This is a genomic window from Prosthecobacter sp. (genome assembly GCF_046154365.1).
Classification (GTDB): domain Bacteria; phylum Verrucomicrobiota; class Verrucomicrobiia; order Verrucomicrobiales; family Verrucomicrobiaceae; genus Prosthecobacter.
Map to the genome: position 1 here is coordinate 1 of NZ_JBJXFV010000148.1, position 26,317 is coordinate 26,317.

Annotated in this window: 24 protein-coding genes; 9 read left to right on the forward strand and 15 right to left on the reverse strand. The window is 60.4% G+C overall.

Going from position 1 to position 26,317, the window contains the following annotated elements:
- A partial coding sequence (gene lpxB / locus ACKVY0_RS18630) for a lipid-A-disaccharide synthase (RefSeq protein WP_409216339.1) occupies nt 1-932 on the forward strand: 932 nt, incomplete at its 5' end.
- 6 nt (nt 933-938) lie between these two features.
- Here the strand turns inward: lpxB and ACKVY0_RS18635 are convergent.
- From ACKVY0_RS18635 to ACKVY0_RS18650, 4 genes are read right to left on the reverse strand one after another with little or no spacing between them, the layout of a single operon-like run.
- On the reverse strand, nt 939-3,401 hold the full coding sequence (locus ACKVY0_RS18635; protein WP_409216340.1) for a glycogen/starch/alpha-glucan phosphorylase: 2,463 nt from the start codon (nt 3,399-3,401) through the stop codon (nt 939-941).
- Between the two features lie 20 nt (nt 3,402-3,421).
- On the reverse strand, nt 3,422-4,207 hold the full coding sequence (gene rsmI, locus ACKVY0_RS18640; RefSeq protein WP_409216341.1) for a 16S rRNA (cytidine(1402)-2'-O)-methyltransferase: 786 nt from the start codon (nt 4,205-4,207) through the stop codon (nt 3,422-3,424).
- Between the two features lie 16 nt (nt 4,208-4,223).
- Entirely contained in the window at nt 4,224-4,733 is a 510-nt protein-coding gene (gene lptE, locus ACKVY0_RS18645) for an LPS assembly lipoprotein LptE (RefSeq protein ID WP_409216342.1), read from the reverse strand.
- Nucleotides 4,734-4,791: 58 nt separating this feature from the next.
- The gene (locus tag ACKVY0_RS18650) at nt 4,792-6,135 is read right to left on the reverse strand and encodes a tetratricopeptide repeat protein (protein ID WP_409216343.1); all 1,344 of its coding nucleotides are present in this window, start codon (nt 6,133-6,135) and stop codon (nt 4,792-4,794) included.
- 111 nt (nt 6,136-6,246) lie between these two features.
- On the opposite strand from ACKVY0_RS18650, the gene ACKVY0_RS18655 reads away from it, so the two are divergent.
- Together ACKVY0_RS18655 and ACKVY0_RS18660 are read left to right on the forward strand one after the other, a co-directional pair.
- On the forward strand, nt 6,247-7,158 hold the full coding sequence (locus tag ACKVY0_RS18655; RefSeq protein WP_409216344.1) for an alpha/beta hydrolase fold domain-containing protein: 912 nt from the start codon (nt 6,247-6,249) through the stop codon (nt 7,156-7,158).
- 9 nt (nt 7,159-7,167) lie between these two features.
- Entirely contained in the window at nt 7,168-8,436 is a 1,269-nt protein-coding gene (locus ACKVY0_RS18660; RefSeq protein WP_409216345.1) for a glutamate-5-semialdehyde dehydrogenase, read from the forward strand.
- A gap of 240 nt (nt 8,437-8,676) precedes the next feature.
- Here ACKVY0_RS18660 and ACKVY0_RS18665 read toward each other — a convergent pair whose 3' ends face one another.
- The gene (locus ACKVY0_RS18665) at nt 8,677-9,441 is read right to left on the reverse strand and encodes a DUF3313 family protein (RefSeq protein WP_409216346.1); all 765 of its coding nucleotides are present in this window, start codon (nt 9,439-9,441) and stop codon (nt 8,677-8,679) included.
- Nucleotides 9,442-9,627: 186 nt separating this feature from the next.
- On the opposite strand from ACKVY0_RS18665, the gene ACKVY0_RS18670 reads away from it, so the two are divergent.
- Entirely contained in the window at nt 9,628-10,365 is a 738-nt protein-coding gene (locus tag ACKVY0_RS18670) for a glycosyltransferase (RefSeq protein ID WP_409216347.1), read from the forward strand.
- A 52-nt stretch (nt 10,366-10,417) separates the two neighbouring features.
- A complete protein-coding gene (locus tag ACKVY0_RS18675; RefSeq protein WP_409216348.1) occupies nt 10,418-10,609 on the forward strand; it encodes a hypothetical protein in 192 nt (63 codons plus the stop codon).
- A gap of 15 nt (nt 10,610-10,624) precedes the next feature.
- On the opposite strand, the gene ACKVY0_RS18680 is transcribed toward ACKVY0_RS18675, so the two are convergent.
- From ACKVY0_RS18680 to hisC, 5 genes are all read right to left on the reverse strand, one after another.
- The gene (locus tag ACKVY0_RS18680) at nt 10,625-11,026 is read right to left on the reverse strand and encodes a TA system VapC family ribonuclease toxin (protein WP_409216349.1); all 402 of its coding nucleotides are present in this window, start codon (nt 11,024-11,026) and stop codon (nt 10,625-10,627) included.
- On the reverse strand, nt 11,023-11,265 hold the full coding sequence (locus tag ACKVY0_RS18685; protein ID WP_409216350.1) for a plasmid mobilization protein: 243 nt from the start codon (nt 11,263-11,265) through the stop codon (nt 11,023-11,025). Before ACKVY0_RS18685 ends, ACKVY0_RS18680 begins: the two co-directional genes overlap by 4 nt.
- A gap of 45 nt (nt 11,266-11,310) precedes the next feature.
- Complete coding sequence (locus ACKVY0_RS18690) at nt 11,311-11,442, reverse strand: hypothetical protein (protein ID WP_409216351.1); 132 nt, start codon at nt 11,440-11,442, stop codon at nt 11,311-11,313.
- 33 nt (nt 11,443-11,475) lie between these two features.
- Entirely contained in the window at nt 11,476-11,877 is a 402-nt protein-coding gene (locus ACKVY0_RS18695) for a Uma2 family endonuclease (protein ID WP_409216352.1), read from the reverse strand.
- A 124-nt stretch (nt 11,878-12,001) separates the two neighbouring features.
- Nucleotides 12,002-13,096 carry a histidinol-phosphate transaminase gene (gene hisC / locus ACKVY0_RS18700; RefSeq protein WP_409216353.1) on the reverse strand — a complete coding sequence of 365 codons (1,095 nt, stop codon included), beginning with the start codon at nt 13,094-13,096 and terminating at the stop codon, nt 12,002-12,004.
- Nucleotides 13,097-13,300: 204 nt separating this feature from the next.
- Here hisC and ACKVY0_RS18705 point away from each other — a divergent pair, with 204 nt between their 5' ends.
- Both ACKVY0_RS18705 and ACKVY0_RS18710 read left to right on the forward strand, forming a co-directional pair.
- On the forward strand, nt 13,301-14,578 hold the full coding sequence (locus ACKVY0_RS18705; RefSeq protein WP_409216354.1) for an MgtC/SapB family protein: 1,278 nt from the start codon (nt 13,301-13,303) through the stop codon (nt 14,576-14,578).
- Nucleotides 14,579-14,672: 94 nt separating this feature from the next.
- Complete coding sequence (locus ACKVY0_RS18710; protein ID WP_409216355.1) at nt 14,673-15,611, forward strand: DnaJ C-terminal domain-containing protein; 939 nt, start codon at nt 14,673-14,675, stop codon at nt 15,609-15,611.
- Nucleotides 15,612-15,719: 108 nt separating this feature from the next.
- Here the strand turns inward: ACKVY0_RS18710 and ACKVY0_RS18715 are convergent, their stop codons facing one another.
- The 3 genes from ACKVY0_RS18715 to ACKVY0_RS18725 form a co-directional block, all read right to left on the reverse strand.
- Complete coding sequence (locus ACKVY0_RS18715; RefSeq protein ID WP_409216356.1) at nt 15,720-16,037, reverse strand: hypothetical protein; 318 nt, start codon at nt 16,035-16,037, stop codon at nt 15,720-15,722.
- 47 nt (nt 16,038-16,084) lie between these two features.
- Nucleotides 16,085-17,032, reverse strand: coding sequence for a 23S rRNA (adenine(1618)-N(6))-methyltransferase RlmF (rlmF, locus tag ACKVY0_RS18720; protein WP_409216362.1), 948 nt, complete (start codon nt 17,030-17,032; stop codon nt 16,085-16,087).
- 94 nt (nt 17,033-17,126) lie between these two features.
- Nucleotides 17,127-17,384 (reverse strand): Precorrin-3B methylase, encoded by a 258-nt coding sequence (locus ACKVY0_RS18725; RefSeq protein ID WP_409216357.1) that lies wholly within the window; start codon nt 17,382-17,384, stop codon nt 17,127-17,129.
- Nucleotides 17,385-17,476: 92 nt separating this feature from the next.
- On the opposite strand from ACKVY0_RS18725, the gene ACKVY0_RS18730 reads away from it, so the two are divergent.
- Nucleotides 17,477-19,936: a hypothetical protein gene (locus ACKVY0_RS18730; RefSeq protein ID WP_409216358.1), complete on the forward strand. Its 2,460-nt coding sequence runs from the start codon at nt 17,477-17,479 to the stop codon at nt 19,934-19,936.
- A gap of 86 nt (nt 19,937-20,022) precedes the next feature.
- Here ACKVY0_RS18730 and ACKVY0_RS18735 read toward each other — a convergent pair whose 3' ends face one another.
- Both ACKVY0_RS18735 and ACKVY0_RS18740 read right to left on the reverse strand, forming a co-directional pair.
- Complete coding sequence (locus tag ACKVY0_RS18735; RefSeq protein WP_409216359.1) at nt 20,023-20,973, reverse strand: hypothetical protein; 951 nt, start codon at nt 20,971-20,973, stop codon at nt 20,023-20,025.
- 116 nt (nt 20,974-21,089) lie between these two features.
- A complete protein-coding gene (locus ACKVY0_RS18740; RefSeq protein ID WP_409216360.1) occupies nt 21,090-21,593 on the reverse strand; it encodes a hypothetical protein in 504 nt (167 codons plus the stop codon).
- A 1,531-nt stretch (nt 21,594-23,124) separates the two neighbouring features.
- On the opposite strand from ACKVY0_RS18740, the gene ACKVY0_RS18745 reads away from it, so the two are divergent.
- Nucleotides 23,125-26,169: a c-type cytochrome gene (locus ACKVY0_RS18745; protein ID WP_409216361.1), complete on the forward strand. Its 3,045-nt coding sequence runs from the start codon at nt 23,125-23,127 to the stop codon at nt 26,167-26,169.
- Nucleotides 26,170-26,317: the final 148 nt, after the last annotated feature.

Sequence of the window (26,317 nt, forward strand, 5' to 3'; positions counted from 1 at the left end):
AGATGTACGGCTACTTCAAAGAGAAGATGAATGCCGTGCTCGACTCGATGCTGCAACAAAAGCCGGATGCGGTGATCCTCGTGGATTATCCCGGCTTCAATCTGCGGCTGGCGAACGCATTGCGCACGGGCGGTTACAAGGGACGCATTCTCTATTACATCAGCCCGCAGGTGTGGGCGTGGAAGAAAGGCCGCGTGAAGACGATGGCGAAGGTGCTCGACCTCATGATCTGCATCTTCCCCTTCGAGAAGGACTTCTATGAAAAGAGCGGCCTGCGCACCGAGTTCAGCGGGCATCCAATGGTGGACCGCGTGGTCACGTTGAAGCGTGACTGGAAGCGCGAGCCGGGCCTCGTCGGCTGGTTCCCTGGCAGCCGACTCAATGAAGTGCGCCGCTTGTTTCCGATCATGATGGATGCTGCGAAGGCGATCAAACAGACGCTGCCTAACACACGCTTCGCCGTCTCGGCGGCGAACGAGACGCTCGCCGGTTTCATGCGCAACATGGCGGACGAACACGGCATGCCCGAAGCGAAGCGCTGGATCGAGGCTGGCACCGTCTATGACCTCATGCAGCGTGCGGAAGCTGGTGCCGTGGCCTCCGGCACCGCCACGCTCGAAGCCGCCTGCTTTGGCCTGCCCTACACGCTGATCTACAACGTGAGCTGGCCCACGTTCGTCATCGGCAAGCTGGTGGTGCGCATCAAGCACCTCGGCATCATCAACATCCTCGCGAAGCGCGAAGTGGTGAGGGAACTGGTGCAAGGAAACCTCAATTCAGCGACACTTGCCGTGGCAACACTCGAGTTGCTGAACAGCGAGTCCAAACGGCAGCAGATGCAGCAGGAACTGGCGGACGTGGTGGCAACGCTCGGCAGTGGCGGCGCTTATGCACGCGCGGCGCAAGCGGTGCATGAGTGCCTGACGGTTTAAGCCGCTTCAGATGCCGACCTGCGGCAGCTTCCACACATGTTTCGCGTATTCGAGGATGGTGCGGTCGCTGCTGAATTTGCCGACACGGGCGGTGTTGTGAATGGCCATTTTCTGCCAGCGCGGCTGATCACGATAGGCTTTGTCCACTTCGGCCTGGGAGGCGGCGTAACTGTCGTAGTCGGCCATGACGAGGAATGGATCGCCGTGTGAGAGCAGGCTGTCGCGCAGTGGTTTGAACTCGTCCTGGTTGCCAGTGAAGTAATCGGAGGCCAGCCAGTCGATGCTGAGGCGCAGATCTTCGCTGGCGTGGTAGAAATCCCATGGGTTGTAGCCCTTGGCGTAGAGTTCAGTGACCTCCTCGACGGTGAGACCGAAGATGAAGATGTTGTCCGGGCCGACTTCTTCGAGGATTTCGACGTTCGCACCGTCCAGTGTGCCGATGGTGAGCGCACCGTTGAGGGCGAGCTTCATGTTGCCGGTGCCGGAGGCTTCCTTGCCAGCGGTGGAGATTTGCTCGGAGAGATCGGCGGCAGGAATGATGCGCTCGGCGAGAGAGACGCCATAGTTGGGGATGTAGATGACCTTCAGCTTGCCATCGACACGCGGATCGTGATTCACCTTGGCGGCAAGAGCGTTGATGGCGTGAATGATGTTCTTCGCGAGGTAATAACCCGGCGCAGCCTTCGCACCGAAGATGAAGACACGCGGCGTCATGTCGATCTGCGGATTGGCGATGATCTTGCGGTAGAGGCTGACGATGTGCAGCAGATTGAGGTGCTGGCGCTTGTACTCATGCAGGCGCTTAATCTGCACATCGAAGAGCGCATCCGGGCTGACGCTGACGCCGCAGGTGTCCTGAATGATCTTGGCGAGTGTCACCTTGTGCCCACGTTTGATCTGATGGAAGCGCTCGCGGAACGAAGCGTCGTCGGCAAAGCGGTCGAGGGCCTTCAGTTTCGTGGAGTCCTTCAGCCAGCCTTCGCCGATGGATTCGGTGATGAGCGAGGAAAGCTGCGGATTGCAGACATCGAGCCAGCGCCGGAACGTGACGCCATTGGTGAGATTGAGGAAGCGGTCGGGATACAGCTCGAAGAAGTCAGGGAAAAGACGCTCGCAGAGCAGCCGTGTGTGCAAAGCGGCGACACCGTTGGTAGCGTGGCTGCCGAGAACGGAGAGATGTGCCATGCGCACATGCTTGCCACCACGCTCCTCGATGAGGGAGAGGCTACGCTTCTTTTCCGCATCGCCAGGCCATCGTGCCTCCACGTCTCCGCTTAGGAAGCGATGATTGATCTCATAGATGATCTGGAGATGCCGCGGCAGCACACGCTCAAAGAGCGCGGCGCTCCAGGTTTCGAGCGCCTCGGGCAGCAACGTGTGGTTGGTGTAGGAGAAGGTTTGCTGGCAGATGTCCCAGGCCTGGCTCCACTCGAGCTTCTCGTCATCGACGAGGATGCGCATGAGTTCGGGTATGGCGACGGCAGGATGTGTGTCGTTGAGCTGGACAGCGGCCTTGGAGGGAAATTCGCTCCATGGCAGGTCATAGCCGCCTTTGAAACGACGCACGATGTCAGCCAGCGAGCAGGCGACGAAAAAGTACTGCTGCACGAGGCGCAGCTCCTTGCCGCTCTCGGTGGCATCATTCGGATAGAGCACTTTAGAGACCGTTTCAGCGATGGCTTTTTCACGCAGCGCTTCGACGTAACTGCCTTCGTTGAAGACCTTGAAGTTGAAGTCTTCATCCGCCTGCGCCTGCCAGAGCCGCAGCACGTTCACGGTGCTGCTGTCGTAACCAACGATGGGAATGTCCCATGGCAGGCCGAGGAGGCACTTCGTTTCGATCCATTCGTGGTGCGGCTGGCCGAATTCGTCGAACTTTTGAATGACCTTGCCATAAAGATGCACGGTCTGGCGGTAAGATGGCCGGGCGATCTTCCATGGACTGCCGTCGCGCATCCAGGCGTCGGGATGCTCAACCTGCTTGCCATTCACGAACTCCTGACGGAACAAGCCGAATTCATAATGGATGCCGTAGCCAATGGCGGGCAGGTCCATGGTGCTGAGCGAGTCCATGAAGCACGCGGCGAGACGGCCAAGGCCGCCGTTGCCGAGGCCCATGTCGGGCTCTTTCTGCACCAGCACGTCGAGATCCTTGCCCATCTCGGCCAGCGCCTGTTTCGTGGCATCATAGATGCCGGAGTTGCGCAGGTTGTTCTCCAACAAGCGGCCCATGAGGTATTCGAGCGAGAGGTAATGCACACGGCGCACGCCCTGCGAACGATGCTGGCGACGCGACTGCGTGGCGCGCTCCATGACGCGGTCGCGCACCGCAAGGGAGGTGGCGACGAACCAGTCGTTCTCGCTGGCGGTTTCAATGTAGGCACCCAGGGTGAACCGCAGGTGATTGGTGATCGAGAGCTTGAGACTGTCGGTGGTGTTGAGGACGGCGCAGTTGGCGAGGGCTTCCATGAGTGTGCGTAGTTAAAAAATTACCAAGTGAGCCACTTGGGTGGGTCAACAGGTGCGATGAGAAGGGTGATTTCGCCCTTGGGCGTTTTGGATTGATAGTGAGATAGCAAGATGCCTGCCGTGCCACGCTGGAATTCCTCGAATTTTTTGGTCAATTCACGGGCGACCACCACACGCTGCTGCGGCGCGATTTCCGCAAGGATGGCGAGCGTATCGACGAGGCGATAGGGGCTTTCGAAGAAGATGCTGGTGCAGTCACGCAGCGTAGCGGCCGTCAGCACGGTGGCGCGTGCACCCTTTTTATGAGGCAGGAAGCCGCCGAAGTAGAATGGTGTCGTCGGCAGTCCTGAAGCAGCGAGCGCCGTGAGCACGGCGCTGGGTCCAGGAATGCTCTCCACATGCAGGCCTGCGGCGACGGTGGCACCGACGAGCCGCTGCCCCGGATCGGAAACCGTGGGCATACCGGCATCGGAAATCAGCGCCACGCTGCCCCCTTGGCGGATGTGTTCGAGCAACTGCGGGATGCGCTGCGCTTCGTTGTGCTCGTTCAGGCTGATGAGCCGCGCACGGATGTCATGATGTTTGAGCAGCATGCCAGAATGCCGCGTGTCCTCACAGGCGACGAGATCAGCGACCTTCAGCGTGTCGAGCGCACGCTGGGTGATGTCACGCATGTTGCCGATGGGCGTGGCGACGAGATGCAGGCCGGGCGGGAGGCGGCCCGTTGAGACCACCGGCTCCAACTCGAATCGCACATCTGCTTCGCTCTCGACATGCTCTGGGGGTAAATCCTGCTCCGACGGCATGAGAACGGACAGGCGGTTACCAACCCTCCGAAATTTGATCCGTCAGATTGTACGCGAGACGCTGGGCGGCGTCTTCGAGCAACTGGGTTTCCGAAAGTTGCAGATTGGAGTCAAGAATGATGTAGGATTCCGCCGTGGCGTTACCATTGTGAAGAACGACTCCCGACGCTGCATCCTTGATAACGTAACTGGTGTTAAGGGTCGCCTGAATCTGCGAGGTGCGCAGGATGTTGTTACGATCCGAGCGAAATTGGGTGCGGGTGATGTTTTGAATTTGTCCCTCCAGCACCGCCTCGGCATCTCGTCTGGCCACGATCTGATACGAGCCGTGGTTTTGCAGTTGCTTGATGATCGCATTCGTCACCAACACGGCGAGACGGGGCTCCAGCGTGAGGTTTTCAAAGGTCGGCACGGCGATCTTGGTGATGTTGCGCAGGTGGGCTGGCTTTTGACCACCAAGACTGTAGCCTGCGCAACCGGAGAGCAGGAGGCATAGGGAGGCCAGAAAAAGGGAAATCTGTTTCATCCAAATAGGGTTTGAGAAGTGTCTGCCAGCATGGCGTGCTGCCTTGGCCGTGCAAGAATTATGACGCAGGCTTCACCGTGGGCGGTGGCGGAACCGGCAATTTGTTGCCCGAAGCTGGCGCAGGCGGGATCATCGGTGCATTCGGGACGGGTGGCACCGGCAGTAGTGCAGGTTTTTCCGTCTCCGGTACCGGCGGCAGCAACGAACCCGCCCCAGGTGTGGCGGCCCCCGGGCGCAGCGGCAGCGTCGGTTCCTGCAGCGGGATGGGCATGAAGCCGTCATCGCCGGTGCGCATCTTCGGTTTCTGGCTCAACCGGGCCAGTTCCGGCGCCAGCGGGCCGACGTACTCAGGGCGTGATTTCAAATTCTGCGCCGTCAGTGCCGTGTAATCCTGGCCGGGGCCTTTCCGCGCATCCGCCACGCCATCGGGATCTTCAGCGGCAAGCTCAGCCAGCCGCGTACGCGCCTCGGCGGAAACTTCGGGAGAGCCGAACTTGAGCGCTTCATTGAGGTAAATCGCCGCCGCCTTGGTCTTGCCAATGCGCTGGTAGAACTTCGCCACAGTGAGAGATTGATTGGCCTCCGCCGTGTTCACCGCATGGAGAATCTGCTCCGTCTCCTGCTTGCGCTCACCGCCTGGATTGGAAGCAATGTAAGTGCGCAATGCATCGCGTGCGGCGAGCAGGTTGGAGGCGTCCTCGCTGCGCTGGGCGGCGATGTTGCTGATGGAGCCGATGCGGAACTGAGCCTCGGCCGCCTGGGAGGTATTGGGATAATTCTCCACCACCTTCTGATAGGCGGCGATGGCTTTGTCCTTCTCCTTCATGTCCTGCTGGATTTCAGCGATGCTGAACTGCGCCAGCGGGGCGTATTTGCCGAAGGGGGCGTTCTTGATGATCTTCTCGTAAAACCCGATCACATCGGTGGCGTTCATCTTCATCGGCAGCAGCAGCAGGCTGCGCTGTTTTTTGCCACCTTTCGCTTCTTCGGCGATTTCATACTGCTTTTCGACGGCATCGCTGAAACGGGGGCTGTCAGGATAGGCTTGGATGAATGCTTGAAACGCGTCAAAGGCATCATCCATCTTGCCCACATGGCGGATGATGAGGGCATCTTGAAAGGATGCCTCCGCAGCACTCTTGGTGAAGGGGTACTGCTTCATGATGGCCTGGTACAAACCCTGGGCCCGTCCGGAATTGCCGTCGTTGTGGGCGGCCTGGGCATCCGCGAGCATGCCGGCCGCGGCGCTTTCCTGCACCTCACGTTCGCTGGCCATCGGTGCGATCTTGTCCTTCTTCTTGCTAGAAAAAGGCCAGATGCCAGGGGATGAAGTCGTCAGGGATAGGAATGAAACCGCACATGCCAGAAAGACCGGCAGGCGGGCGAGGGGGGTGAATTTCATCGTCCCGATAGTATGTTCTAGTTAAGCATGCGTCAAGGTGACAACCACCCTGCTTTGCAAGGTTCGCACGGCTCTTGTTTTGCCTATTTTTCCGGCTTATGACGAGCCATCATGCGTCTTCCCTTACTCATCGCCCTCACCCTCCCTGTCCTGGCCCAGTGCCAACCAGTGCCCGCAGGTTATCAGAAACTGGCAGATCTCGACTACGTCGGCGCTGGCAACAAACGCCAGATGCTCGACCTCTACCTGCCCGAGACGAAGACCACCAAGCCGCGCCCGCTGGTGGTGTATATTCATGGTGGCGGCTGGGAAGGCGGCAGCAAGGATCAGGCGGGGGTCTTGTTCAACCTCATCAAAGACCGGCCCTATGCCGGAGCCAGCATCAACTACCGCCTCACCAACGAAGCCACCTGGCCCGCGCAGCTTCATGACTGCAAGGCCGCCATCCGCGCCCTGCGTGCCCATGCGGCGGCGAACCAGATCGATCCCGACAAGATCGCCGTCTTCGGCATCTCCGCCGGCGGGCATCTCGTCAGCCTGCTCGGCGTCAGCGGCGGCGTGAAAGAGCTGGAAGGCGCACTCGGCAAGCACCTCGATCAAGGCAGCCGCGTCACCTGTGTGCTCGACTTCTGCGGCCCCTCGAACTTCCTCACCTTCGGCGGCAACGGCAGCGTCATCGATCCCGACGATCCCAAGGGCGCCCTCGCTAAGCTCATCGGCGGCCCTCTCAAAGACAAACAAAGCATCGGCCGCAACGCCTCGCCGGTGACCTACATCACCCACGACGACGCTCCCTTCCTCCTCATCCACGGCGACAAGGATAACATCGTCCCCTACGCGCAGGCCATCGAGTTTGATGCCGCTCTCGATGCTGCTAAAATCCCCGCCACCCTCCTCACCGGCACCAATGGCGGCCACGTCTTTTTCAGCGGCCCGCTCATCGAACACATGCGTAACTTCCTCGACCGCCATCTCCTCGGCAAAGACGTGCAAATTCCCGAAGGGGCCGTGTCCTCCAAATAATTCCCCGCAATGACCGATTCCGAAATCCAGTCCGCCATTCTCGACATGGGCCGCCGTGCCCGTGCCGCCTCCTACGCCCTCGTCAAACTCTCCACTTTGCAGAAAAACACCATCCTGCATGCGATGGCTGATGAGATATCTGCCTGCCAGGACACCATCCTCGCCGCCAACGCCCTCGATCTTGCCCGGGCGGAGCAAAACGGCCTCAACAAGGCCATGATCGACCGCCTCACGCTCGATCCGAAACGTTTGAAAGCCGTCGCCGATGCCGTGCGCGAAGTCGCGCTGCTCCCCGATCCTGTCGGCGAAAAACTCACCGATTGGACCCGCCCGAACGGCCTCCACATCCGCAAAGTCCGCGTCCCCATCGGCGTCATCGGCATCATCTTTGAGTCACGGCCCAACGTCACCACCGACGCCGCCTCCTTGTGCTTCAAAACCGGCAACGCCACCATCCTCCGTGGTGGTAGCGAGGCCATCGACAGCAACCGCGCCCTCGCCGCCGCATTGCAAGCTGGTGGCGAACGCGCCGGCCTCCCTCCCGACAGCATCCAGCTCATCCCCTTCACCGACCGCGCCAGCGTCGAGCACATGGCGAAGATGGATCAATACCTCGACCTCATCATTCCACGCGGTGGCAAAGGTTTAATCGAAAAAGTCGTCGCCTGCGCACGCATGCCCGTCATCAAGCACTACGACGGCGTCTGCCACGTCTATGTCCACGCCGATGCCGATCCACAGATGGCCGCCGACATCATCGTCAACTCCAAGTGCCAGAAGCCCGGCGTCTGCAACGCCCTCGAAACCATCCTCATCCATCAGGACATCGCCACCAGCTTCTACCCGCTCATTGGTCAACGTCTCGCCGCAGCCAAAGTCGAGATTCGCGGCGATGCCACCGCCTTGCAGCACCTCGGCGTGCCCGCCAAAGCCGCCACCGAGGAGGATTGGACCACCGAATACCTCGACCTCATCCTCGCCGCCAAAACCGTCAGCGGTTTGGACGAAGCCATCGCCCACATCAACCGCTACGGCTCCCACCACACCGACAGCATCATCACGCGTGATCGCGCCGCCGCCGAACGCTTCCAGCACGAAGTCGATAGCGCCGTCGTCCTCCACAACGCCAGCACCCGCTTCAACGACGGCGGCGAATTCGGCTTCGGTGCCGAAATCGGCATCTCCACCGACAAACTCCACGCCCGCGGCCCCATGGGCCTCGCCGAACTGTGCAGCTACAAGTATCTCGTCGATGGCAGCGGTCAGGTGCGCACGTAGCGGCGGGCATCAGCACGCCGAGGATTGGCAATCCTACTCGTCCTCCTACTCCTACTCGTCCTCGACCGCTTGGCTCACTTCGCAGCATCAAGCATCACAACTCCAGATTGGTTGCCCACAGATCACACAGATTTTCTCGGATCAATCAACGAAGCGAACAGGAAAAGGTCTTCCACGCTTCTCTTGACCACCTTGACCACCTTGACCATTGACCTCTTGACCAAGCCTTGACCTCCCTTCTCAATTCGGCCGCAACGTGATCGAACTCGCATCCCGCACCTTCCAGCCACGTGGGCTGCGCGTCATCTCCTCAAAATGCACCGCCCAGTCGCGCATCGTGTTCACGGCGTGGCCGTAGGGCTGGTAATCGCGCATGCTGATGAAGGTGAGCTTGTCGGACTCGTTGTCGGCAAACTGGAAAAAGGTGCGGTGTGACTGGGAATCCACCATCTTGCCTTCAATGGCCATGTTGCCCTTGGTAAACCAGCCCGCCAGGGCTGCCACCGGCGTGACGGCCAGTTTCAATATTGTCATCACCGCATTGCCCTTCGGGCTGGTGGGATTGAGTTCGATGAGCGCCATTTGCAACGTCAGCGTGTCCTTCCCCGGTCGCTCCACGATCCGATACAGCGGCCCCGGCGAACGGCGAAAGGCGGCGATGAATTCCTCCCGCAAACGCTGGGCCACCGCCTGCTCCTGACGTTGCACCCCGCCGTGAACGATCTCTTGATGGGCCAGCGCCCGGTTCACCGGCCGCAGATACGCCAGCGTCACCGGCGCGATGTACAGCTTCCGCTTCGCCCCCCCCGCCACCAGCACCTGCCGGTCCGGCGTGGTCCACACTTTCTGAAAGCCGAGCTGCTCCCGCGCATCCTGCGCCAGCCACGGCTGCTCAAAAAACGGCGACAGCCCAACCGGCCGCGCCTTGAGCAGGCGATTCGTGGAACTGCATGCGGACAACGCCATCAACAGCAGGGAAGCAGATAAAAGATGCGGAAAACGCATGGTTGGGTGCGTGATGACAAAGACACGCCCGGCTCCCTCCGCAACTCCAGACCGCTGCCACCCCGCAAAAGTCACCCCTGAGAATGTGATTTGTCTTTTACCGCACCCTCTTTCTGCCAAACATCCAGCACTCTCGCCCTGCTCATTCATTCGTCATTCTGATTTCGGCCTTCGTCATTTTTCCTCATGCCCGCCACCGTCCATCTCATCATCCCCTGCTATCAGGAGAGCGGACGCATCGGCCCCTTCCTCGCGGAACTGTGTGAGGTGACACATGCACTCGGCGGCGTGACCATCCGCGTCGTCGAAGACGGCTCCGATGCCGCCGAAGTCGCCCGCATGCGCGCCATTCTCTCCCCGTTGTGCCAGCAGCACACGCATCTGCTCGATCCCTTGTTCCTGCCCGCCAATCTCGGCAAAGGCGGCGCCGTCTATGCCGGCTGGGATCAAGAATCGCACGCCGACTGGCTCGCCTTCGTGGATGCCGACGGCTCCTGTTCCGCCAGCGAAGTCGTTCGGCTCATCCAGCTCGCCCGCGAGCAACCGACACCGCACACCGCGTTGTTCGCCTCGCGCATGGGGCAGTTCGGCCAGCAGGTGCATCGCCAATGGCAGCGCCGCTTCATCGGCCATGTCTTCGGCTCTCTGGTCTCCACGTTGTTGCACATCCGCATCCACGACAGCCAGTGCGGCCTCAAGTTCGTCCCCCGCAGCGCTTACACGCGCATCGCCCCTGCCCTGCGCATCCACGGCTTCGCCTTCGATGTCGAACTCCTCGCCGCCTTGCACGACAGCGGCTGCCCCTTCCAGGAAATCCCCATCTCCTGGTTCGAAATCCCCGGCGGTCACGTTCATCTCATCCGTGATTCGTTCCGCATGGCGCGGGATGTTCTCGCCATCCGCAGGCGGCGCAGAGCGCAATAATACCTCCCCTTGGGGTAAACCATTGCGCCCGCAGACGTTAGCAACACCAACCATGAAAGCACATGACACCATCAAGGCCGTCATCGTGAACGGCACCGCTGTCGAAGTGCTGACGCCCAATCACGCCGAATGGGAGGTCCGTCTCAAAGACACCGCCGCACTCAAGCTCGAAGCCATCGCCGAGGACGTGCATGGCAACGTGGAGAAACGGCCGCAGGTAGTGACGCTGGGGGGCTCGTCATAGCCAGCGCCGGGCTGCTCAAGGCAGCAGAAAGGCTCCGGGGATGTTGGCGTCCAGTGTCGCGAGGTCGGCGTTGTGCGCTTTCGCCAGCGCTAACAGATGCGCGTCCGTGGTGCGTGAGGCGGCCTTGCACCAGGACGGCCATTGCGACGATTCGTGGTCGTCCGCGATGAACTGATGCTGTGTGCCAAGCTTTTGCAGCATGCCCTTCAGCACTCTTCCAGCCACTGCGGGTGTCACCTTGCCAGCACTGCGTTGTACGGAAACTCGCACAAAGCCAAGCTGGGGAATGGCGGATGTCAGCAGCGTGTCCGCGCCACCTGCTTTGATGGCAGCGATCCAGTTTGCTGCCCGCTGATGATCCACATGGTCGCTCCAACCCCATGCGACCAGCACATTCACATCCAGCAGGTAGGTCATGGAAATTCAGCCAGCATGTCGCGCACCGTATCGGTCGTAAGGGCAGGCAGTCCTGGCTCCGGGACGAAAATGTCAGCTCCGGTGATCGGGCAACGACGCAGCTTGATCTTGCCAGTGGTCGCCCTCTTCTCAAGCACCCGCTGCCGCAGCAACTCTGACAGCGACGTCTTGGCGGCACGTGCTCTTTGACGCAGCCGCTGCGCGTCTGCATTGGAAACTTTGAAGGTAAGGGTCGTCATGCGGCGAAAATAGGGCCGCACGGCAGGGTGTCAACCAAACCGAAATCACTTCCCCAGCACACCCTTCAGCACCTCAATGCAGCGCACATTCTGCGGCATGGTACCGATGGAGATGCGCACCCACTCCGGCAGCTTATAGGCGGCCATGGCGCGGACGATGATGCCTTGGTCCATCATGGCTTTGAAGATGGCGTTGCCATCGCCGACAGCTCACTCCCACTCAATCCGCGTCGGAAAATCCGGGCAGAGCCGGGATTGCGCCACCGGCTCCGACACATCGTGGAGGAAGAACTCCAGCCTGCCATCCTCATCACACAGCCAGACCTCCTGCGCTCCTTGCGCAAAATAGAGCTGCATCTTGGTGAGCATTTCATAACGACGATTGCCCGGCGACGTAACCTCAACGCAAATTTCAGGTGCGATGGGGAGACTCACCGCACGACGGTGCGGCGTGAACCGTTCACGGCTGATCCACGCCACATCGGCCACCTTGATGCCGTCTGTGGTTTGAATCGCCGCCTCGGCAAGGATGCGACCGCCCGGCAGCAGCCGTTTCAAGGTGAAGCCGATTTCGCCCTGATAATCTCTGTGCCAGGCAGATGCGGGACTCATGATGATTTGATCAAAACGGTTGGTTTCAATTTTGTACGGCAAGTCCTGCAAAGACTTGTCCGCGCAGATGTCAGCCCAGGAAAGCATGGATGATTCTAGCTGCTCATGGGTGGCTGACAAGCCTCTACTTCCCCAACACGTCTTTCAGCACCTCGATACAGCGCACGTTCTGCGGCATGGTGCCGATGGAGATGCGCACCCATTCGGGGAGCTTGTAGGCGGCCATGGCGCGGACGATGATGCCTTGGTCCATCATCCCTTTGAAGACGGCATTGCCGTCACCGACTTTGACGAGGACGAAGTTGGCGTAGCTCGGGATGTATTCGAGTCCCATGGCAGCGAACTGAGCCTGCAAATACGTGCGGCCTTCGTCGGTGATACGTTTGGTTTTGTCCTGGTGCTCCTGATCGAGCAAACCGGCCAGCGCACCGGCCTGGGCGATGGAATTGAGGTTGAAGGGCTGACGCGTGCGTTGCAGCACGTCGATGAGTTCCTTGTTCGCGATGCCGTAGCCGACGCGAGTACCCGCGAGGCCCTGGATCTTCGAGAAGGTGCGCAGGACGACCACGTTGCGACCCTCACGGACGTATTTGAGCGTGTCGGGCGGATTGTCGAGGAACTCGTAGTAGGCCTCGTCGAACACGACGACGACGTGATCGGGCACCTTCGCCATGAAACGGTCGATCTGCTCCTGCGTGACGAGTGTGCCGGTGGGATTGTTCGGGTTGGCGATGAAGACCTCCTTGGCCTGCGGTGTGATCGCGGCAGCCATCGCATCGAGATCGTGGACATAGCCGGGATCAGGCACTTCGATGGTGTCGGCTCCGAACACCTTCGCCATCAGCTTGTACACGAGGAAAGCATGCTCGGCGGTGATGATGTTGTCGCCGGGCTTGAGGAAGGCATGACCGATGAACTCGATGATCTCATTGCTGCCGCTGCCGACGATGATGTTGCCCATTTCGAGGCCAAATTTTTCCGCGAGGGCGTTGCGCAGCTTCCAGGAAGCGCCGTCAGGATAGATGTGGACCTCCTTCACCGCCTCCTGCATCGCCACGATGGCTTTCGGCGACGGGCCGAGCGGATTTTCATTCGACGCCAGCTTGATGATGTCCTCCGGCTTCAAGCCGCGTTCACGCGCCACATCTTCGATGGGCTTGCCGGGTTCGTAAGCGACGAGGTCTTTGAGCTGCGGGTTGGCGTAGTTCCAGATGGACATGGTTGGGGGCTGTTTCTATGGACAGAATGCGGGCGGAGGCAAGCACACATGAACGGCTTTCTTCCTGCTTGGTAACCACACGCACACGGATTCAACGCAGAGGCACCAAGGGGCAGAGGCCGCAGAGTTTTTGCATTCATTCTCTGCGAACTCTGCTCCTCCGCCCCTTTGCGGTAAACAATCCGTGATTTCATGGCGTTGATAATGACAGTGCCGACATCATCCATACCCACCTCGCTGCCAGACACAGCGGAACTGCTCCAATCACTCGCCACGGCGCTCGGCTTGGGGCTGCTGGTGGGTTTGCAGCGTGAGTGGGTGCAGAACCGCGTCGCTGGCATCCGCACCTTTGCCCTGCTGTCGTTGTTTGGCGCGCTGAGCGGCCTGCTAGGCCTCATTTACGGCGGTTGGGTGATCGCTGCGGCACTCATCGCGTTCGTGAGCATCGTCATCCTTGGCAATCTGGCCGAAATGAAAGGCAAGGAGTCCGATTCCGGCCTCACCACGGAGATGGCGATGCTGGTCATGTTCACCACCGGCATCATCACCATGCACGGCGAGCGTCTCATCGCCGTCATCATCGCGGGCACGGTCATGGTGCTGCTGCAAAGCAAAAAACCGCTCCACAACATGGTCCGCCGCATCGGCGAGCACGATCTGCGTGAGATCGCGCGCCTCGTGCTCGCCGGGCTGGTCATTCTGCCGGCGCTGCCCAATCGCGAGATGGGTTACCTCGGCGTGCTCAATCCCTTTGCCATCTGGCTCATGGTCGTGCTGATCGTCGGCATCAGTCTCGCCGCCTACCTCACCGGTAAATTCATGGGTGGCACGAAGGGCGCAGCGCTCGCGGGCATCTTGGGCGGGTTGATCTCCAGCACCGCCACCACGGCCAGTCTCGCGCGGCGCAGCCGTGTGGCCGGTGCCTGTGGCATCAGCCTCGCGGCCATCACATTGATCGCCTCCGCCATCGTCTTTGTCCGGGTGATCGTCGAGGTCGCCATCGCCGCACCTGCCCATCTTGAAGCCATGCTGCCACCGCTGATCGCGATGATGTTCTGGTTTGGCCTCGTCGCGGCCATCACCCACCGCCTCTCAGAAAAACAAGGGCAGCATGCCGTGGATGAACAACCGCCGTCCGAACTCAAGAGCGCCGTCGTCTTCGGCCTGCTCTACGCCGTGGTGTTGCTTATCGTCGCCGCCGCACGCGAGCATTTTGGCGACTCCGGCCTCTACGTTGCCGCCGCCATCTCAGGTCTCACGGACATGGACGCCATCACGCTGTCCACCTCACGCCTCGTCAGCACCGCCAACCTCGACACCACCACCGCATGGCGCATGATCCTCCTCGGCGGCATGGCCAATGTCGTCTTCAAGATGGGCTTGGTCGCCGTCCTCGGTGCCCGTGCCTTCATCAAGCCAGCCCTCATCGGCCTGGGCGCGGCATTGCTCGGCGGGGCGGCGATTCTGGCGCTCTGGCCGTGACGCATGCCGGCAAGGAATGCGCGCACCATCGCATCGACACGTCATTTCGGTGAATGCATGCTCGTATTGATCCAAGCCCGTCCATACTCACGTCATGCCTGCCCAGTTCAAAGATTACTACGCCACGCTCGGAGTCCCGCGTGATGCCAGCCCTGACGACATCAAGAAAGCCTTTCGCAAGCTGGCCCGCAAATACCATCCCGACACCGCGAAGGACAAAAAGACCGCCGAGGCGAAGTTCAAGGAGATCAACGAGGCCAACGAAGTGCTCGGCGATCCCGAGAAGCGCAAAAAGTATGACACGCTCGGTGCCAACTGGCAGGAACCTCAGGCTTCCGCCGCCCACGCGCAGGACGTTCACTTCGGCGGCACCGGGTTCAGCGATTTCTTCGAGCAGTACTTCAGCGGCGGCAGCCGCTACGGCTTCCCGCAGGGGTTTGATGACGGCATTCCCACCGGCGCGGGCAGAAGTCGCACGCGCCGCGGTCATGACATCGAGGGCGACATCCTCGTCACGCTGGAAGAAGCGATGCATGGCACGCAGCGGCCGATCTCACTGCAAACAGCGAATCGTCAGACCGGCGCGGTGCAAACGCACTCCTTTGAAGTGCGCATTCCGCCTGGAGCCACCGATGGCCGCCGCATCCGCGTGCCCGGCCAGGGCGAACCCGGCAGCAGCAGCGGCGCTGCGGGCGATCTCTACCTGCGCGTGCGCCACGCCTCGCATCCCGACTTCACCACCCACGAGGCGGATGTGAATCACGAGCTCGATGTCGCGCCATGGGAGGCCGTGCTCGGGGCGGAGGTCGTGGTGCCCACGCTGGATGGCTCCATCAAGCTGCGCATCCCTGCCGGTGCAGAGCACCACCAAAAGCTCCGCGTGCGCGGTCGCGGCCTGCCAAAAGGCAAGACCGGCGAGCGCGGCGATTTTTTCGTGATCCTCCATCTCGTGCTGCCCACCACGCTCAGCGCTGCCGAACGCGCCTTGTGGGAGCAGTTGCGCAGCGCCGCCACCTTCCACCCACGCGCCTGACATGAACGACGCCACGCCGCAAGCCTACACGCTGAACATCATCGCCAAGATCACTGGCGTCTCCACACAGACCATCGTGCAGTATCAGGTGCACGGCCTCATCCACTCCTAGCTCGATGACGAAACCATCCGCGCTCTCCGCCGCATCGAATACCTGCGCGAGAACTGCGAGATGAATCTCAGCGGTTTGGCATTGTTCAGCACTTCCTTAAAGAATAGGAACGGTGCTTTGCGGTGGCAACCGCGCACGCGCAGGGAGTCCAGCGCCTCCTCACGCGCACGTTCCTGCATTGATGCGGATGACAGACTGCCAGTCCCAGTTATGGAAAAAAGCGGCTCGGGTTTGAAACGGTGAACCGTCGCCACCGCCTCCTCCATCACGTCTTCCGTGGTCAGGTGCCGCAGCAAATCGAGGCGAAGTTTCATCGTTCATGACATACGCACGTTGAGGTTTTGGCAAGGCAGGGATCAAGTCAGCGGAATCTCGTCCAACTCCGCCGCCATGCACTCTGTTCCTCAGGCGAGAGAAACGTCCACGCCAGGATGCGGCTCTTCTTCTGGCCCTGCGCCATGTCAATGATCCGCACTTCGACGGCTTTCATCTGTCTCAGCGCCTTTTCGAGGCGAGGGAGATGCTCGCTTTTGGAAACGAGCGTCGTGAACCAGCCGCAGCGCTGCGCAAAGGCCACGCTCTCCTCGATCATGCGGCGGATGAAGGCCGGCTCGCCTCCTTCGCACCACAACTCGCCCGCTTTGCCGCCAAAATTCAGTACGTCCTGCTTCACGCCGAGATTGCGCAGCTTGCGTTGCGTACCCGCCGCTGCTTCCGCTGCCGAAGCATGAAACGGCGGATTGCACATCGTCAGGTCAAAGTGCTCGCCCGGCTGGATGATGCCGTGAAAGCACTGCATCGCCGACTTTTGCAGCCGGCAGTCGATCAGGCCTGCGACGCTCGGATTCGCCGCAACGATCTTCTTCGCCCAACGCAGCGCCACGGCATCCATCTCCGCTCCAACGAAGCTCCAGCCATACTCGCTCGCGCCAATCAGCGGATAAATGCAGTTCGCGCCCGTGCCGATGTCCAGCACGCGCACTTCGGGGCCACGCCGCAACGAAACCAGATCCGCCAGATGATGGATGTAATCACTGCGTCCCGGAATCGGCGGGCAGAGATAGCCCGGCGGGATGTTCCAGTGCTGCAAACCATACGCTTGCTTCAGCAGCGCCTGATTCAACGCTTTCACCGCCTGTGGATCGGCGAAGTCGATGCTGTCATCGCCATGCGCATTCGGTTTCACGAACGCCGTCAGCGCCGGACTGGCCGCCATGAGCTGCGGGAAGTCGTAGCCGGTGCGGAAGCGATTCCGGGGATGCAGGCCGTCTTTGAGCCGCTGCGCGGGAGTTGATGGTTGAGAGTCGATGGTTGATGGCCTGATACGGAGGATGTGGCATCCGCCTGCTGGGTGAAACAGCGTAGATTGATGCTGAGACCATCAACTATCAACCCACCAACTATCAACCGCCGTTCCGGCCCTCGCCGAAGTATTTCTCGCTGCGGTAGCGCAGCCACACGCGCAGCACCTGCGGCACCTTCTCGCGTTCCGCCTCGCTCAGCGACTCGTAGAGCGCCATCGCCTTCTCACGCTCGCCCCGGCAGGCACGATTGTTGTGCGCGTCCCAGTAGCTCCGCGCCACGCGGATACGGCGGCACACCTCTTTGATGAGAGCGGTACCGGTGAGCGGCTTGGCGTTGGCTTTCTTCTTGGCGGGCATGAGTGACGTCAGATAAACGAAAAGGCTCGGAAAAGCGAGGGCGGTGGCGTTTCACATTGCCTTGTGACCTGTAGCTCGGGTAAACAAGCAGCATGCACACGCGCTTGCTGGTTGGGATCATGTTCTTCGTCATCGTCGGCTGTTGGCCGGGAGCCAGCGCACAGGATGCCGCAAACAAGGTCGTCGTCACGATCACGACCGTGAAGGAAAGCGACTGGCAGCGCGAAATGGCCAACGTCACGAGCAAAACAGCGCTGCGTGAGCGCTTGCAGGCACGCACGCTGGCGCAGTTGACAGGAGTGGCGAAGGAAGGCGGGGAAAACGTCCTGCGGGCCGGTCAAGAGCGTGGCATTGTCAAGGAATGGGACTTTGCGGAAAATGGCGACGGTGCCGTCGCGAAGAATACCATCCAGGAGTTCATCGGCACGGAAGTGCGCGTGCAGAAGCTGGCTGCGGATGATTCGGACGCGGCGCGGCTGCGCATCGCCCTGACGCATGATCTCCAGCCGCCGCAGATGCTGCCGATGGCCTACGCCACCGCTGCGACGGGTGCGGAGCGTTACAAGCACGGCGTGACGTTGCCGCGCTTTGAGCGCGTGCGCTGGCAGGGCGAGGTTCTGCCATCGAAGGACGAGCGCTTGCTCGCCAGTTTTCTGCCTGCGGGCAGCGAGAACACACGGCTGGTCGTCTTTGTACAAGGCGGCGGCGAAAGCCGCCCGGCCTCAGTGATCCGGCAGACGATTTATCGTGTGCCTGAGATGGCAATGATCGGGTGGCTGCTCGATGGAGCGACGAGTGATGCGGCGGTGGTGAAGCGGCTTCAGGATGCCGTCGGCGGCGGGAGTGTGAGCGTCGTCTCCAGTCTGATCAGTGCCGCCACACCGGATGTGCGGATCAAGGCGCATGCTGGCTCCGAGTCGTGGCTGCCTTCGGAGATGGATACGAACTACGACCTGCTGTATCAACTGCCCGCCAGCTTTGAAACAGTGCTGTCTGGCACCCGGCTGGAGTTTCAGGTCGCCGCTGCAGAGGTCATGTTTAACAGCAGCTTCGCGCAGCGTGCTCCGCTGGCCGTGAAGTGGCCCACCTCGTGGCTGCATGTTTATGACCGTGAGAACAACAAGCCCACCGGCAAGGCCATCCACGGTTGGATGGACTGGTATGATCGTTTTGAGCAGGAGATCATCGCGGAGGTCGCTTTCCACGATGATTCACCGCATCTCGTCGCCATGCTGCCGCCGCCGGATCAGACTTGGGGTGCGCAGCGCCAAGGACGCTGGCTGAATGTCACGGTGATGCAGCAGCTACAGGGCGGGCTCAAGCCTGCGCTCCAGCCGCAGCCAGCTTCAGATCCCTTCGCTCCTGCGGACCCCTTTGTTCCGTCGGGGCCCTTCGTGCCGTCGGTACGGTCGTCTCTCCAGCCGCCATGCAGGCTGCTCCTCGGCATCTCTCTCGACAGCGGTGCGGCGCAGGCTTTGCTCGCCGCACGCCAGCCGGAGCAGGATGAAAAGCTGCTGCGTGAACTGGTGGCGCGGGTGAAGCGCGGCGCAGCGCGGGTGCAGACCTGCGTGCTGTCGGCGAACGAAAAATCAGGCGTCAGGCGGACGCTGGTCAGCGCGCGCCAGCATGTTTACCCCACGGAGATGCCCAGCATTCCCTCCGCGTGGGAGATGAGGCCGGTCGGCACCCGTGTGGAGCTGGACGGCGCAGGCATGGATCTCAGGCAGGACTTGGCACCACCCGCCCGCACGGAGTGGAAACTCGCGCGGGATGTGCCGCAGGCCATCATGTGGGAGCCGCGCTTTCGGACGCTGTCACTCAACAGCGCCGCCACGGGCTTCGTCTCCCCCGGCACCCGCCTCTGTGCCGTCGCCAGCATTCCCGCCGTGGTGTCCGGCGGCGATCTGCCGGAGCATGACACGGTGCTTTTGTTCACCCATCAGCCTGCGAATGGCACCACAGTCGCAACAAAGAACCCCACGCCCGACTTCGAGATCGAAGCCCTGATCTTCGAGATCCCGGCGAGCGACGCCGAGGACTGGCAGGCGGTGACGACCGATGATTTCACCGCCTTCACCCAGCAGCGCCTCAGGCAAGGCACCGCCAAACTGCAGTCCCACGCCCTGCTGCGCCTGCAAGGCTCCACTCGTGGCACCCTGCAAGTGACGGAGGAGTACATGACCGCCACCGAGTTCGATCCCCCGGAAGCCGAGGGCCCCTTCCGCATGCGCCCCACCGCGCTGGAGACACTGCCCGTCGGACTGCAATTCGAGGTCGAGGTGGCCGAGGAATCCGGCCACAGCGCCAGTCTGAGCATCCACCTCAAGCACTCCACCGCCAAACCCATCGAACCCGGCCTGGAGGAGACCCTCAAAATCGCCGCCAGCGGCCATGAACGCTATCCCGGCGCGAAACACGAGTTCGAAGAATGGCGCGGCGATGCCCTCCTCTCTCCTCCCGGCACCGTCCACTGCCTCGGTGTGTCAGTGCCACCCGGCGGCGGCGTGGTCAGCACGCGCATCGCGTTTGTCCGCGTGCGCCCGGCCAAGTAGCCTCCAGTGCGAGGCCGGATCTGATAGGGTTCCACCCCATGGACGCGAAGGCAGACATTCTATCGGTGAGTACGCTGCCAACACCCCTATTTCAACTTGCGAAACTCCTTCACAATCTGAGCATCGCCAGGATAAGTGCCATCTTTCGAACAGTGCCACGCGAGGCAAAGCCAATTACCGCACACGTTCATCGAGAGATGAGCGTTCCAATGACTTTGTGCATCCAGAAGTTCCTCCTTCACAGTTCCTGCAGAGGGATCAATACTGGCCAACACTGTGACCCATTGTTTTGTGGGTGGCAGGTTGTCATAGTCCTTGGCTTTGCGCACCCAGGCCATCCACACACGGTCTCCAACCCAGAGCATGTTGGAAGTCACGGCAAAATCGTAGATCGTGGCACATTCCCCAAGAGAAAGCTCACAGATGGTCTTAACGGTGGGTCTCTCAAGCCATGCAAACATCAGCTCAAGATTCCGGTCACTGCCATTGAACTTTGGAGACAATTTCCCCCAGGCTAAACCAAGCTCTTTTTCTCGAACGAGCGTAGACTCAAGCCCTGTGGCACCTTCGCTTTTCAAAGGCAGCAGGGTTCTTTTCATCTGGTTCTCCTGCCAGACAGAAAGGTAGAATCCTTGGTGAGTCACCCGGGATTCGTTGACGAATTGGTCAGTGCGCGTTTCTTTTTGGTTCTTGGAAGAATTTTCATCTTCGGGGTCCAATTCAATCCTCTCCTTCGGTTGTATTGCGCCCACACTAGGCAGAGGCTCGTTTGACTTCAGACTTTCAAGAATCTTGGGATCTGTCACCACTTCCGATGTAACCTGAATTCGTCCATCAGGCGTGTAGATCGTCCGGCGTATAGGTGAATAACTATGGTCCGAATCATATTGCCACGTGTAGATGACGAAACAGCCATCATCCACCCGAACCAATGGACACACCTCGCCTCTTGGATCGGTATGAGCGTTCACAAGACCCGATGGAATAACCACCGCCAACGCGAGGCTGACTTTATGAATTATCAGACGAAAGCTCATGCAACAGGAATGGTTATCAGAAAAGCCCTTCAACGACAAGCCTTCATTTGTTCTCAAGCTTGGGGCTTGAGAGCTATTGCATATTGATGCATTCGCCGTTGTCTGTATCCGTTTTGCTAGGCCGCCGGCTTGGTGAATAAAACCCTCGCATTCCGGACCTCAATGAGTGCATCTCTACCGACAAGGTCGGGATACGTCGCTGATGCGTGAATTACCACTTCATAGTAGCAAAACTCGCGACAGCCGAGTTGATCAAAGTCGAAGAACCGCAGCAGGTGCAACTCGACCTCACTTGGCCGGATTAATGCAATCGGATGATCCCAATAACCGCTGCGTGGCATGTCGCGATTGATGGATATGGGTGTGCCGTCTTCCACAAGAGGCACGATGCAAAAACCGTGCAGCGGCAATGGTGACGGAGACCACTCTGGTGCTAGCTCGTGGTCAAACACACCGAGGGGGCGCAAGACGAGAGACGAGAAGATGCTGCGGGCTGCCGTGTCGAACTCGTCGCGTATATCCCAATTCTGGGTCGGCTCTACGACTGGCTGGAAGTAGGTGTTCCAGAGATGCCGAGCGCACTCTCGGTAGGTGCTAAAGAGGTGTGTGACATCGTCCATACGCGGCGGCGGTCTAACGGTCAAGGATCAGGCGACGGCGAGCGGGAAGCAGCGGTGACACGGCAAATACCATGCGAGCCGTTGCCTGCATCCGTTTAGCCCTCTGGTGGTAGTATGGCATTGCTAGTTTGGCCAGGCTTAGAGTCATCGGGGTAGATGGTCATGTCAGGGCGGAGTCGGCGCAGTTCTCGCTTGCCGACGGGGGAAACCTCCGTGCCCCCCAATCCCACCGTTTTCAAACTTCTGAAGCTTGATAAGATGGGGATAACGTCATCGGAGACGCCCGTGTCATGAAGCCAAAGCTTCTCGAGATGATATAAGGTGACTAACGAGCGAAGCCCATCTGAGGTCACCCGGCTTCCCCACAGGTTCAGCTCGCGTAGTTGGGTGAGTTTAGCGATGTGAGGAAGCGATGCGTCCGTAAGCTTAACCTGTTGAAGTCCGAGCACCTGAAGGCGTGGGCAACTCTTCAAGAAAACTGTCGAGCGGTCAGTGATGTTTGTGTGATCTAGCTCCAGTTTCTGGAGTGACGGGAGATCGGCAAGAGCGTGGAGATCGGAGTCTTTCAACTTTCGCTGTGAGGTAAGCGAAACTTCAGTGATGGACTCTCCAAATCGGACACCATTCGGCGGTGGTCGCCCCGTGGGTAGGATTCCAAATCTAATCGCGTCACCATACATTCTGCTCGCACCCATGGTCTTAAGCGCAACTTCCTGCCGCTTTGAGGTTGTGGCGCACGTTGAGCACAAGGCCGTTGCGAACAGCAGTAATGAGCAATGGATCGTCGGTCGTAGTTTGGACATGGCACTTTGTGGTGAGGGGTAACGTTCAAACTCTGGGCGCTTCGGCACCCGTGCGTGAGTTTCGCCAATCGGCCGCTCGGATGCCAGACAAATTCGGTGATTCTTGGCTTGGATGCGGCGAAGAAACGGGGCCAAGGCGGCGTGTTGCGCGCGCGTGGCTGGTAGATCATGCCCAGGGTCGCACCCGGCGGGAGCGGCGGCGCTGAATTGGACCTGAACCGAGTTCTCACCCGAAGATATTGGAAGGCCGCAGAGAATTCTGACGGTGGTTTTCTCTGCGGTCTTCTGATCTCTCGCGGTGTTTCCTCATCATGAAGGCAGACAGCCCTCATGACGGCAGCAGACGGGCCAAGAGCCTGAAATCTCAACAACCCGGCCTCCAGTCGCAACAAGGGATGGATTCAGCCTCCTTTTCTCAAAAATGAGCTCATTTTTGCCGAATCTGACCCCATATCGCGGGCAACATGACGCCATATCGTGGGCACTATGCCATCATATCGTTGGCAACATGATCCCATATCGTGGGCAACATGACCCCATCTCGAGGGCAACATGACCCCATCTCGAGGGCAACATGCCCCCATCTCGAGGGCAACATGCCCCCATGTCGAGGGCAACATGCCCCCATCTCGAGGGCAACATGATCCCATCTCGTGGGCAACATGCCCCCATCTCGAGGGCAACATGATCCCATGTCGAGGGCAACATGATCCCATGTCGAGGGCAAGATGATCAAGAGTGACGATGAGGCCAGGGAAGGCCGCCGCGACTGGGTGCGTAGTTCCTGCATGCCGTTCCGCTCCTTGCTGCTCGTTGTCCTGCTCACCCACCCCGTCTTCGCTCAAACCGGCACGGTTCCGGCCGATCGTCCGCGATCACGTCCCCCGTCGGCGCTGACGGGCTGGGCGGATTGGGAGAAGGGCGAAGAACTGCTCAAGCGCATCCAGGTGCCACCTGCGCCGGTGCTTTCGGCAGCGGAAGAAGCGAAGACCTTCAAGCTGGCGCCGGGGTATCGGGCGGAGCTGGTGGCGTGTGAGCCGATGGTGCAGTGCCCGATCTTCTTTGAGTTCGATCCCGAGGGGCGCATCTGGGTGGTGGAGTATCAGGGCTACATGCGGGATGTGCAGGGCAGCGGCGAGGGCGATCCGATCTGCCGCGTGGTGGTGCTGGAGGACACAGATGGCGATGGCAAGGCGGACAAGAGTACGGTGTTTCTCGACAAGCTCGTCATGCCTCGCAGCTTCGCCTTCGTGAAGGGCGGTATCCTGCTCCAGGAGCCGCCGAAGCTGTGGTTCTGCGAGGACAAGGATGGTGATCTGCGCTGTGACCAGCGCACCGAGGTGGGCACGATGGGCGTGAGCGGGAATCCGCAGCACACGGCGAATGGACTGCGTCGCGGCATCGACAACTGGCTGCACTGCGCGGACTGGCCGCATCGCTACCAGTGGAAGGACGGCAAACTCATCGACGAACCGACGCTGCATCGCGGGCAGTTCGGCGTGAGCTTTGACGAAACAGGCCGCTTCATCTCCTGCTACGAAAACAGCGCCATGCACATGGATCTGCTCCCGGCAGAGGCGATCCTGCGGCATCCGAACCTGGCGAAACTCGCACAGCGAGGCGGGCGCGGCAGTTTCGGCGTGAATGTGAACGTGGCGAAGGACGCGGCGGAGTGTTTTCCCATCCGCGTGACACCCGCCGTGACGCTCGGTGCCCTGGAACTGCGCGATGATGGCCGCCTGCGCACCTACACCATCGTGTCCGGCTCCTGCTATTACGACGGTGATCAACTCCCACCGGAGATGCACGGCAATGTCTTCGTGCCGGACTCGGCGGGACATTTGGTGGGCACGTTGAAACTCACGAAGGGCATCGCCCCGCAAGCGACACGGTTCTTTCCACCCGAGCAGGAACTGATCGCGAGCACGGACGAGCGTTTCCGCCCGGTGAATGCCCGCGTGGGGCCTGATGGGGCGCTTTATCTGGCGGACATGTATCACGGCATCATCGAACACGTCATCTTCATCGTGCCGTGGCTGACGAAGCAGATCGAGCAGCGCAAACTCTACGAAGGCAATAATCACGGGCGCATCTGGCGGATCGTGCATGATGGCACGCCGCTGCGGAAGCGGCCAGAGCTGTCCAAGGCGAGCACAGCAGAGCTGGTGGAAGCACTGGGGCATGCGAATGGCTGGCAGCGAAACGCGGCGCAGCGGCTGCTGGTGGAGCGTGGCGGCGAGGAAACGGTGCCGCTGCTGGAGAAAGTAATTCAAACGGTGAATCCACCGGCGATGCAGATGTTGCATGCGCTTTGGACATTGGATGGTCTGAAGGCCTTGAAGGAAGAGCACCTCGTCATGGCCGTCATTCATGAGGATGTGCGAGTGCGGGCGGCGGTGGCCCGCTTCAGCAGAGGACGGCTCTATTCCTTGCTGAACCAAGAGGAAGATCCTCTCGTAAAGCTGCATGCTGCACTAGCGATCAGCGCGAAGGAGGATCGCAAGACTCTGCCGCTGCTGGCTGAGCATTTGACACATCATGAAGATGATCTGAACCGCATCGCGGTGATGACGGGCCTGCATGGCGCGGAGACGGCGATGCTGGACCTGCTGCTGAAGCGTGCGGATTGGCAGAAAGAGTCGGCGCATCGCCGCGAGACGCTGCGACTGCTCGCACAGCTCATCTGCATGGACGATCAGCATGGCGAGGTGGTGGCAAAAATTGAAGAAACCTCGTCGTGGCAGCGAGAGTCCCTGGTGGATGGCTTCCTGGCGACGCAGCCGAATGATCCACGGCAGATCAAGCCCGTGACGGTAGTGGGTGCACCAAGATTTCTCAGTGAACTGGCCGCGAATCGTGAGATCGCTGCGCGTGAACGTGTTCAGCGGTTGCGGATGTGCCTGACCTGGCCGGGCGCGGAGAACGTGGTGACATCCACACGCAAGCAGCCGCTGAGCGATGCCGCGCAGAAGCAGATCGAGCGTGGCGCGGCGGTGTATCAGACGGTGTGCGGCCTTTGCCATCAGCCGACGGGTTATGGCATCCCTAACGTGGCACCGCCATTGGCGGAGAGCGAGTGGGCCACGGGGGAGCCGGAGCGGCTCATCCGGATCGCACTGCACGGCTTGTATGGCGAGATCGAGGTGAACCGGCAGAAGTGGAATCTCGCCATGCCCGGCCAGGGTGCGAACCCCATGCTGGATGATACGAAGCTGGCCGAGGTGCTCAGTTATGTGCGCAATGCCTGGGGCAATGAAGCGAGCGTGATTGAAGCCGCTCAAGTGGCGCTGGTGCGTGAGCAGACCAAGACGCGTAAGATGCCCTGGACGGCGGACACGCTGATGCAGGTGGATGTGAAAGGCGGCAATGCCATCCAAGCCGATGCGGATGGCACGCTGCTGCTCCCGGCGAGCGCGGCGAAGACCTACGGGCAGAAGTTGGCATATCGTTTGTCGCTGAACGTGCTCGCGCCGTGGCGCATCGACACGGATGTGGCGGAGTGGTTGATTCAGGTGCCGACGGATGGCGAGTATGAAGTGCTGGTGACTTTGGCGGCAGATGAAGCGTCCGCCGGGGATGCGTATGTGATCGAGGTGGAGAACGCGAGCGTGAAGGGCGTGGTGCAGGCGACGGGTGGTTATGAGAGCTTCAAAGAACAGTCAGCAGGAGCGATCAAGCTCAAAGCAGGTGTGCAAGCGCTGCTGATGCGGCCGGAAGGGGCGCTGAAGCAGGAACTGGCGGATGTGAGGACGGTGCGGCTGCGGCGCAAGTAACGGAGCGCGAGTATGGCTTTAGCCTCAATGCCGTTAAGCAATAATGACGCCCCTATTCCCAGGTGCAAATCTGGCCCCTCACCCCGACCCTCTCCCCGGAAAGAAAGCCAAACGCAAAACAAGTCTCTCGCCGGGGAGAGGGAGCCTG

Excerpts from the sequence above, each read along its gene's own strand:
- ACKVY0_RS18740 (WP_409216360.1), bottom strand. The coding sequence starts at position 21,593 with ATGGACGATGTCACACACCTCTTTAGCACCTACCGAGAGTGCGCTCGG.
- ACKVY0_RS18730 (WP_409216358.1), top strand. The coding sequence starts at position 17,477 with ATGCACACGCGCTTGCTGGTTGGGATCATGTTCTTCGTCATCGTCGGC.
- ACKVY0_RS18675 (WP_409216348.1), top strand. The coding sequence starts at position 10,418 with ATGAAAGCACATGACACCATCAAGGCCGTCATCGTGAACGGCACCGCT.
- ACKVY0_RS18695 (WP_409216352.1), bottom strand. The coding sequence starts at position 11,877 with ATGAGTCCCGCATCTGCCTGGCACAGAGATTATCAGGGCGAAATCGGC.
- ACKVY0_RS18745 (WP_409216361.1), top strand. The coding sequence starts at position 23,125 with ATGATCAAGAGTGACGATGAGGCCAGGGAAGGCCGCCGCGACTGGGTG.
- hisC (WP_409216353.1), bottom strand. The coding sequence starts at position 13,096 with ATGTCCATCTGGAACTACGCCAACCCGCAGCTCAAAGACCTCGTCGCT.
- ACKVY0_RS18670 (WP_409216347.1), top strand. The coding sequence starts at position 9,628 with ATGCCCGCCACCGTCCATCTCATCATCCCCTGCTATCAGGAGAGCGGA.
- ACKVY0_RS18735 (WP_409216359.1), bottom strand. The coding sequence starts at position 20,973 with ATGAGCTTTCGTCTGATAATTCATAAAGTCAGCCTCGCGTTGGCGGTG.
- ACKVY0_RS18690 (WP_409216351.1), bottom strand. The coding sequence starts at position 11,442 with ATGATGGACCAAGGCATCATCGTCCGCGCCATGGCCGCCTATAAGCTG.
- ACKVY0_RS18725 (WP_409216357.1), bottom strand. The coding sequence starts at position 17,384 with ATGCCCGCCAAGAAGAAAGCCAACGCCAAGCCGCTCACCGGTACCGCT.
- ACKVY0_RS18655 (WP_409216344.1), top strand. The coding sequence starts at position 6,247 with ATGCGTCTTCCCTTACTCATCGCCCTCACCCTCCCTGTCCTGGCCCAG.
- ACKVY0_RS18635 (WP_409216340.1), bottom strand. The coding sequence starts at position 3,401 with ATGGAAGCCCTCGCCAACTGCGCCGTCCTCAACACCACCGACAGTCTC.
- rsmI (WP_409216341.1), bottom strand. The coding sequence starts at position 4,207 with ATGCCGTCGGAGCAGGATTTACCCCCAGAGCATGTCGAGAGCGAAGCA.
- ACKVY0_RS18705 (WP_409216354.1), top strand. The coding sequence starts at position 13,301 with ATGACAGTGCCGACATCATCCATACCCACCTCGCTGCCAGACACAGCG.
- ACKVY0_RS18685 (WP_409216350.1), bottom strand. The coding sequence starts at position 11,265 with ATGACGACCCTTACCTTCAAAGTTTCCAATGCAGACGCGCAGCGGCTG.
- ACKVY0_RS18715 (WP_409216356.1), bottom strand. The coding sequence starts at position 16,037 with ATGAAACTTCGCCTCGATTTGCTGCGGCACCTGACCACGGAAGACGTG.
- ACKVY0_RS18650 (WP_409216343.1), bottom strand. The coding sequence starts at position 6,135 with ATGAAATTCACCCCCCTCGCCCGCCTGCCGGTCTTTCTGGCATGTGCG.
- ACKVY0_RS18680 (WP_409216349.1), bottom strand. The coding sequence starts at position 11,026 with ATGACCTACCTGCTGGATGTGAATGTGCTGGTCGCATGGGGTTGGAGC.
- ACKVY0_RS18665 (WP_409216346.1), bottom strand. The coding sequence starts at position 9,441 with ATGCGTTTTCCGCATCTTTTATCTGCTTCCCTGCTGTTGATGGCGTTG.
- ACKVY0_RS18710 (WP_409216355.1), top strand. The coding sequence starts at position 14,673 with ATGCCTGCCCAGTTCAAAGATTACTACGCCACGCTCGGAGTCCCGCGT.
- lptE (WP_409216342.1), bottom strand. The coding sequence starts at position 4,733 with ATGAAACAGATTTCCCTTTTTCTGGCCTCCCTATGCCTCCTGCTCTCC.
- ACKVY0_RS18660 (WP_409216345.1), top strand. The coding sequence starts at position 7,168 with ATGACCGATTCCGAAATCCAGTCCGCCATTCTCGACATGGGCCGCCGT.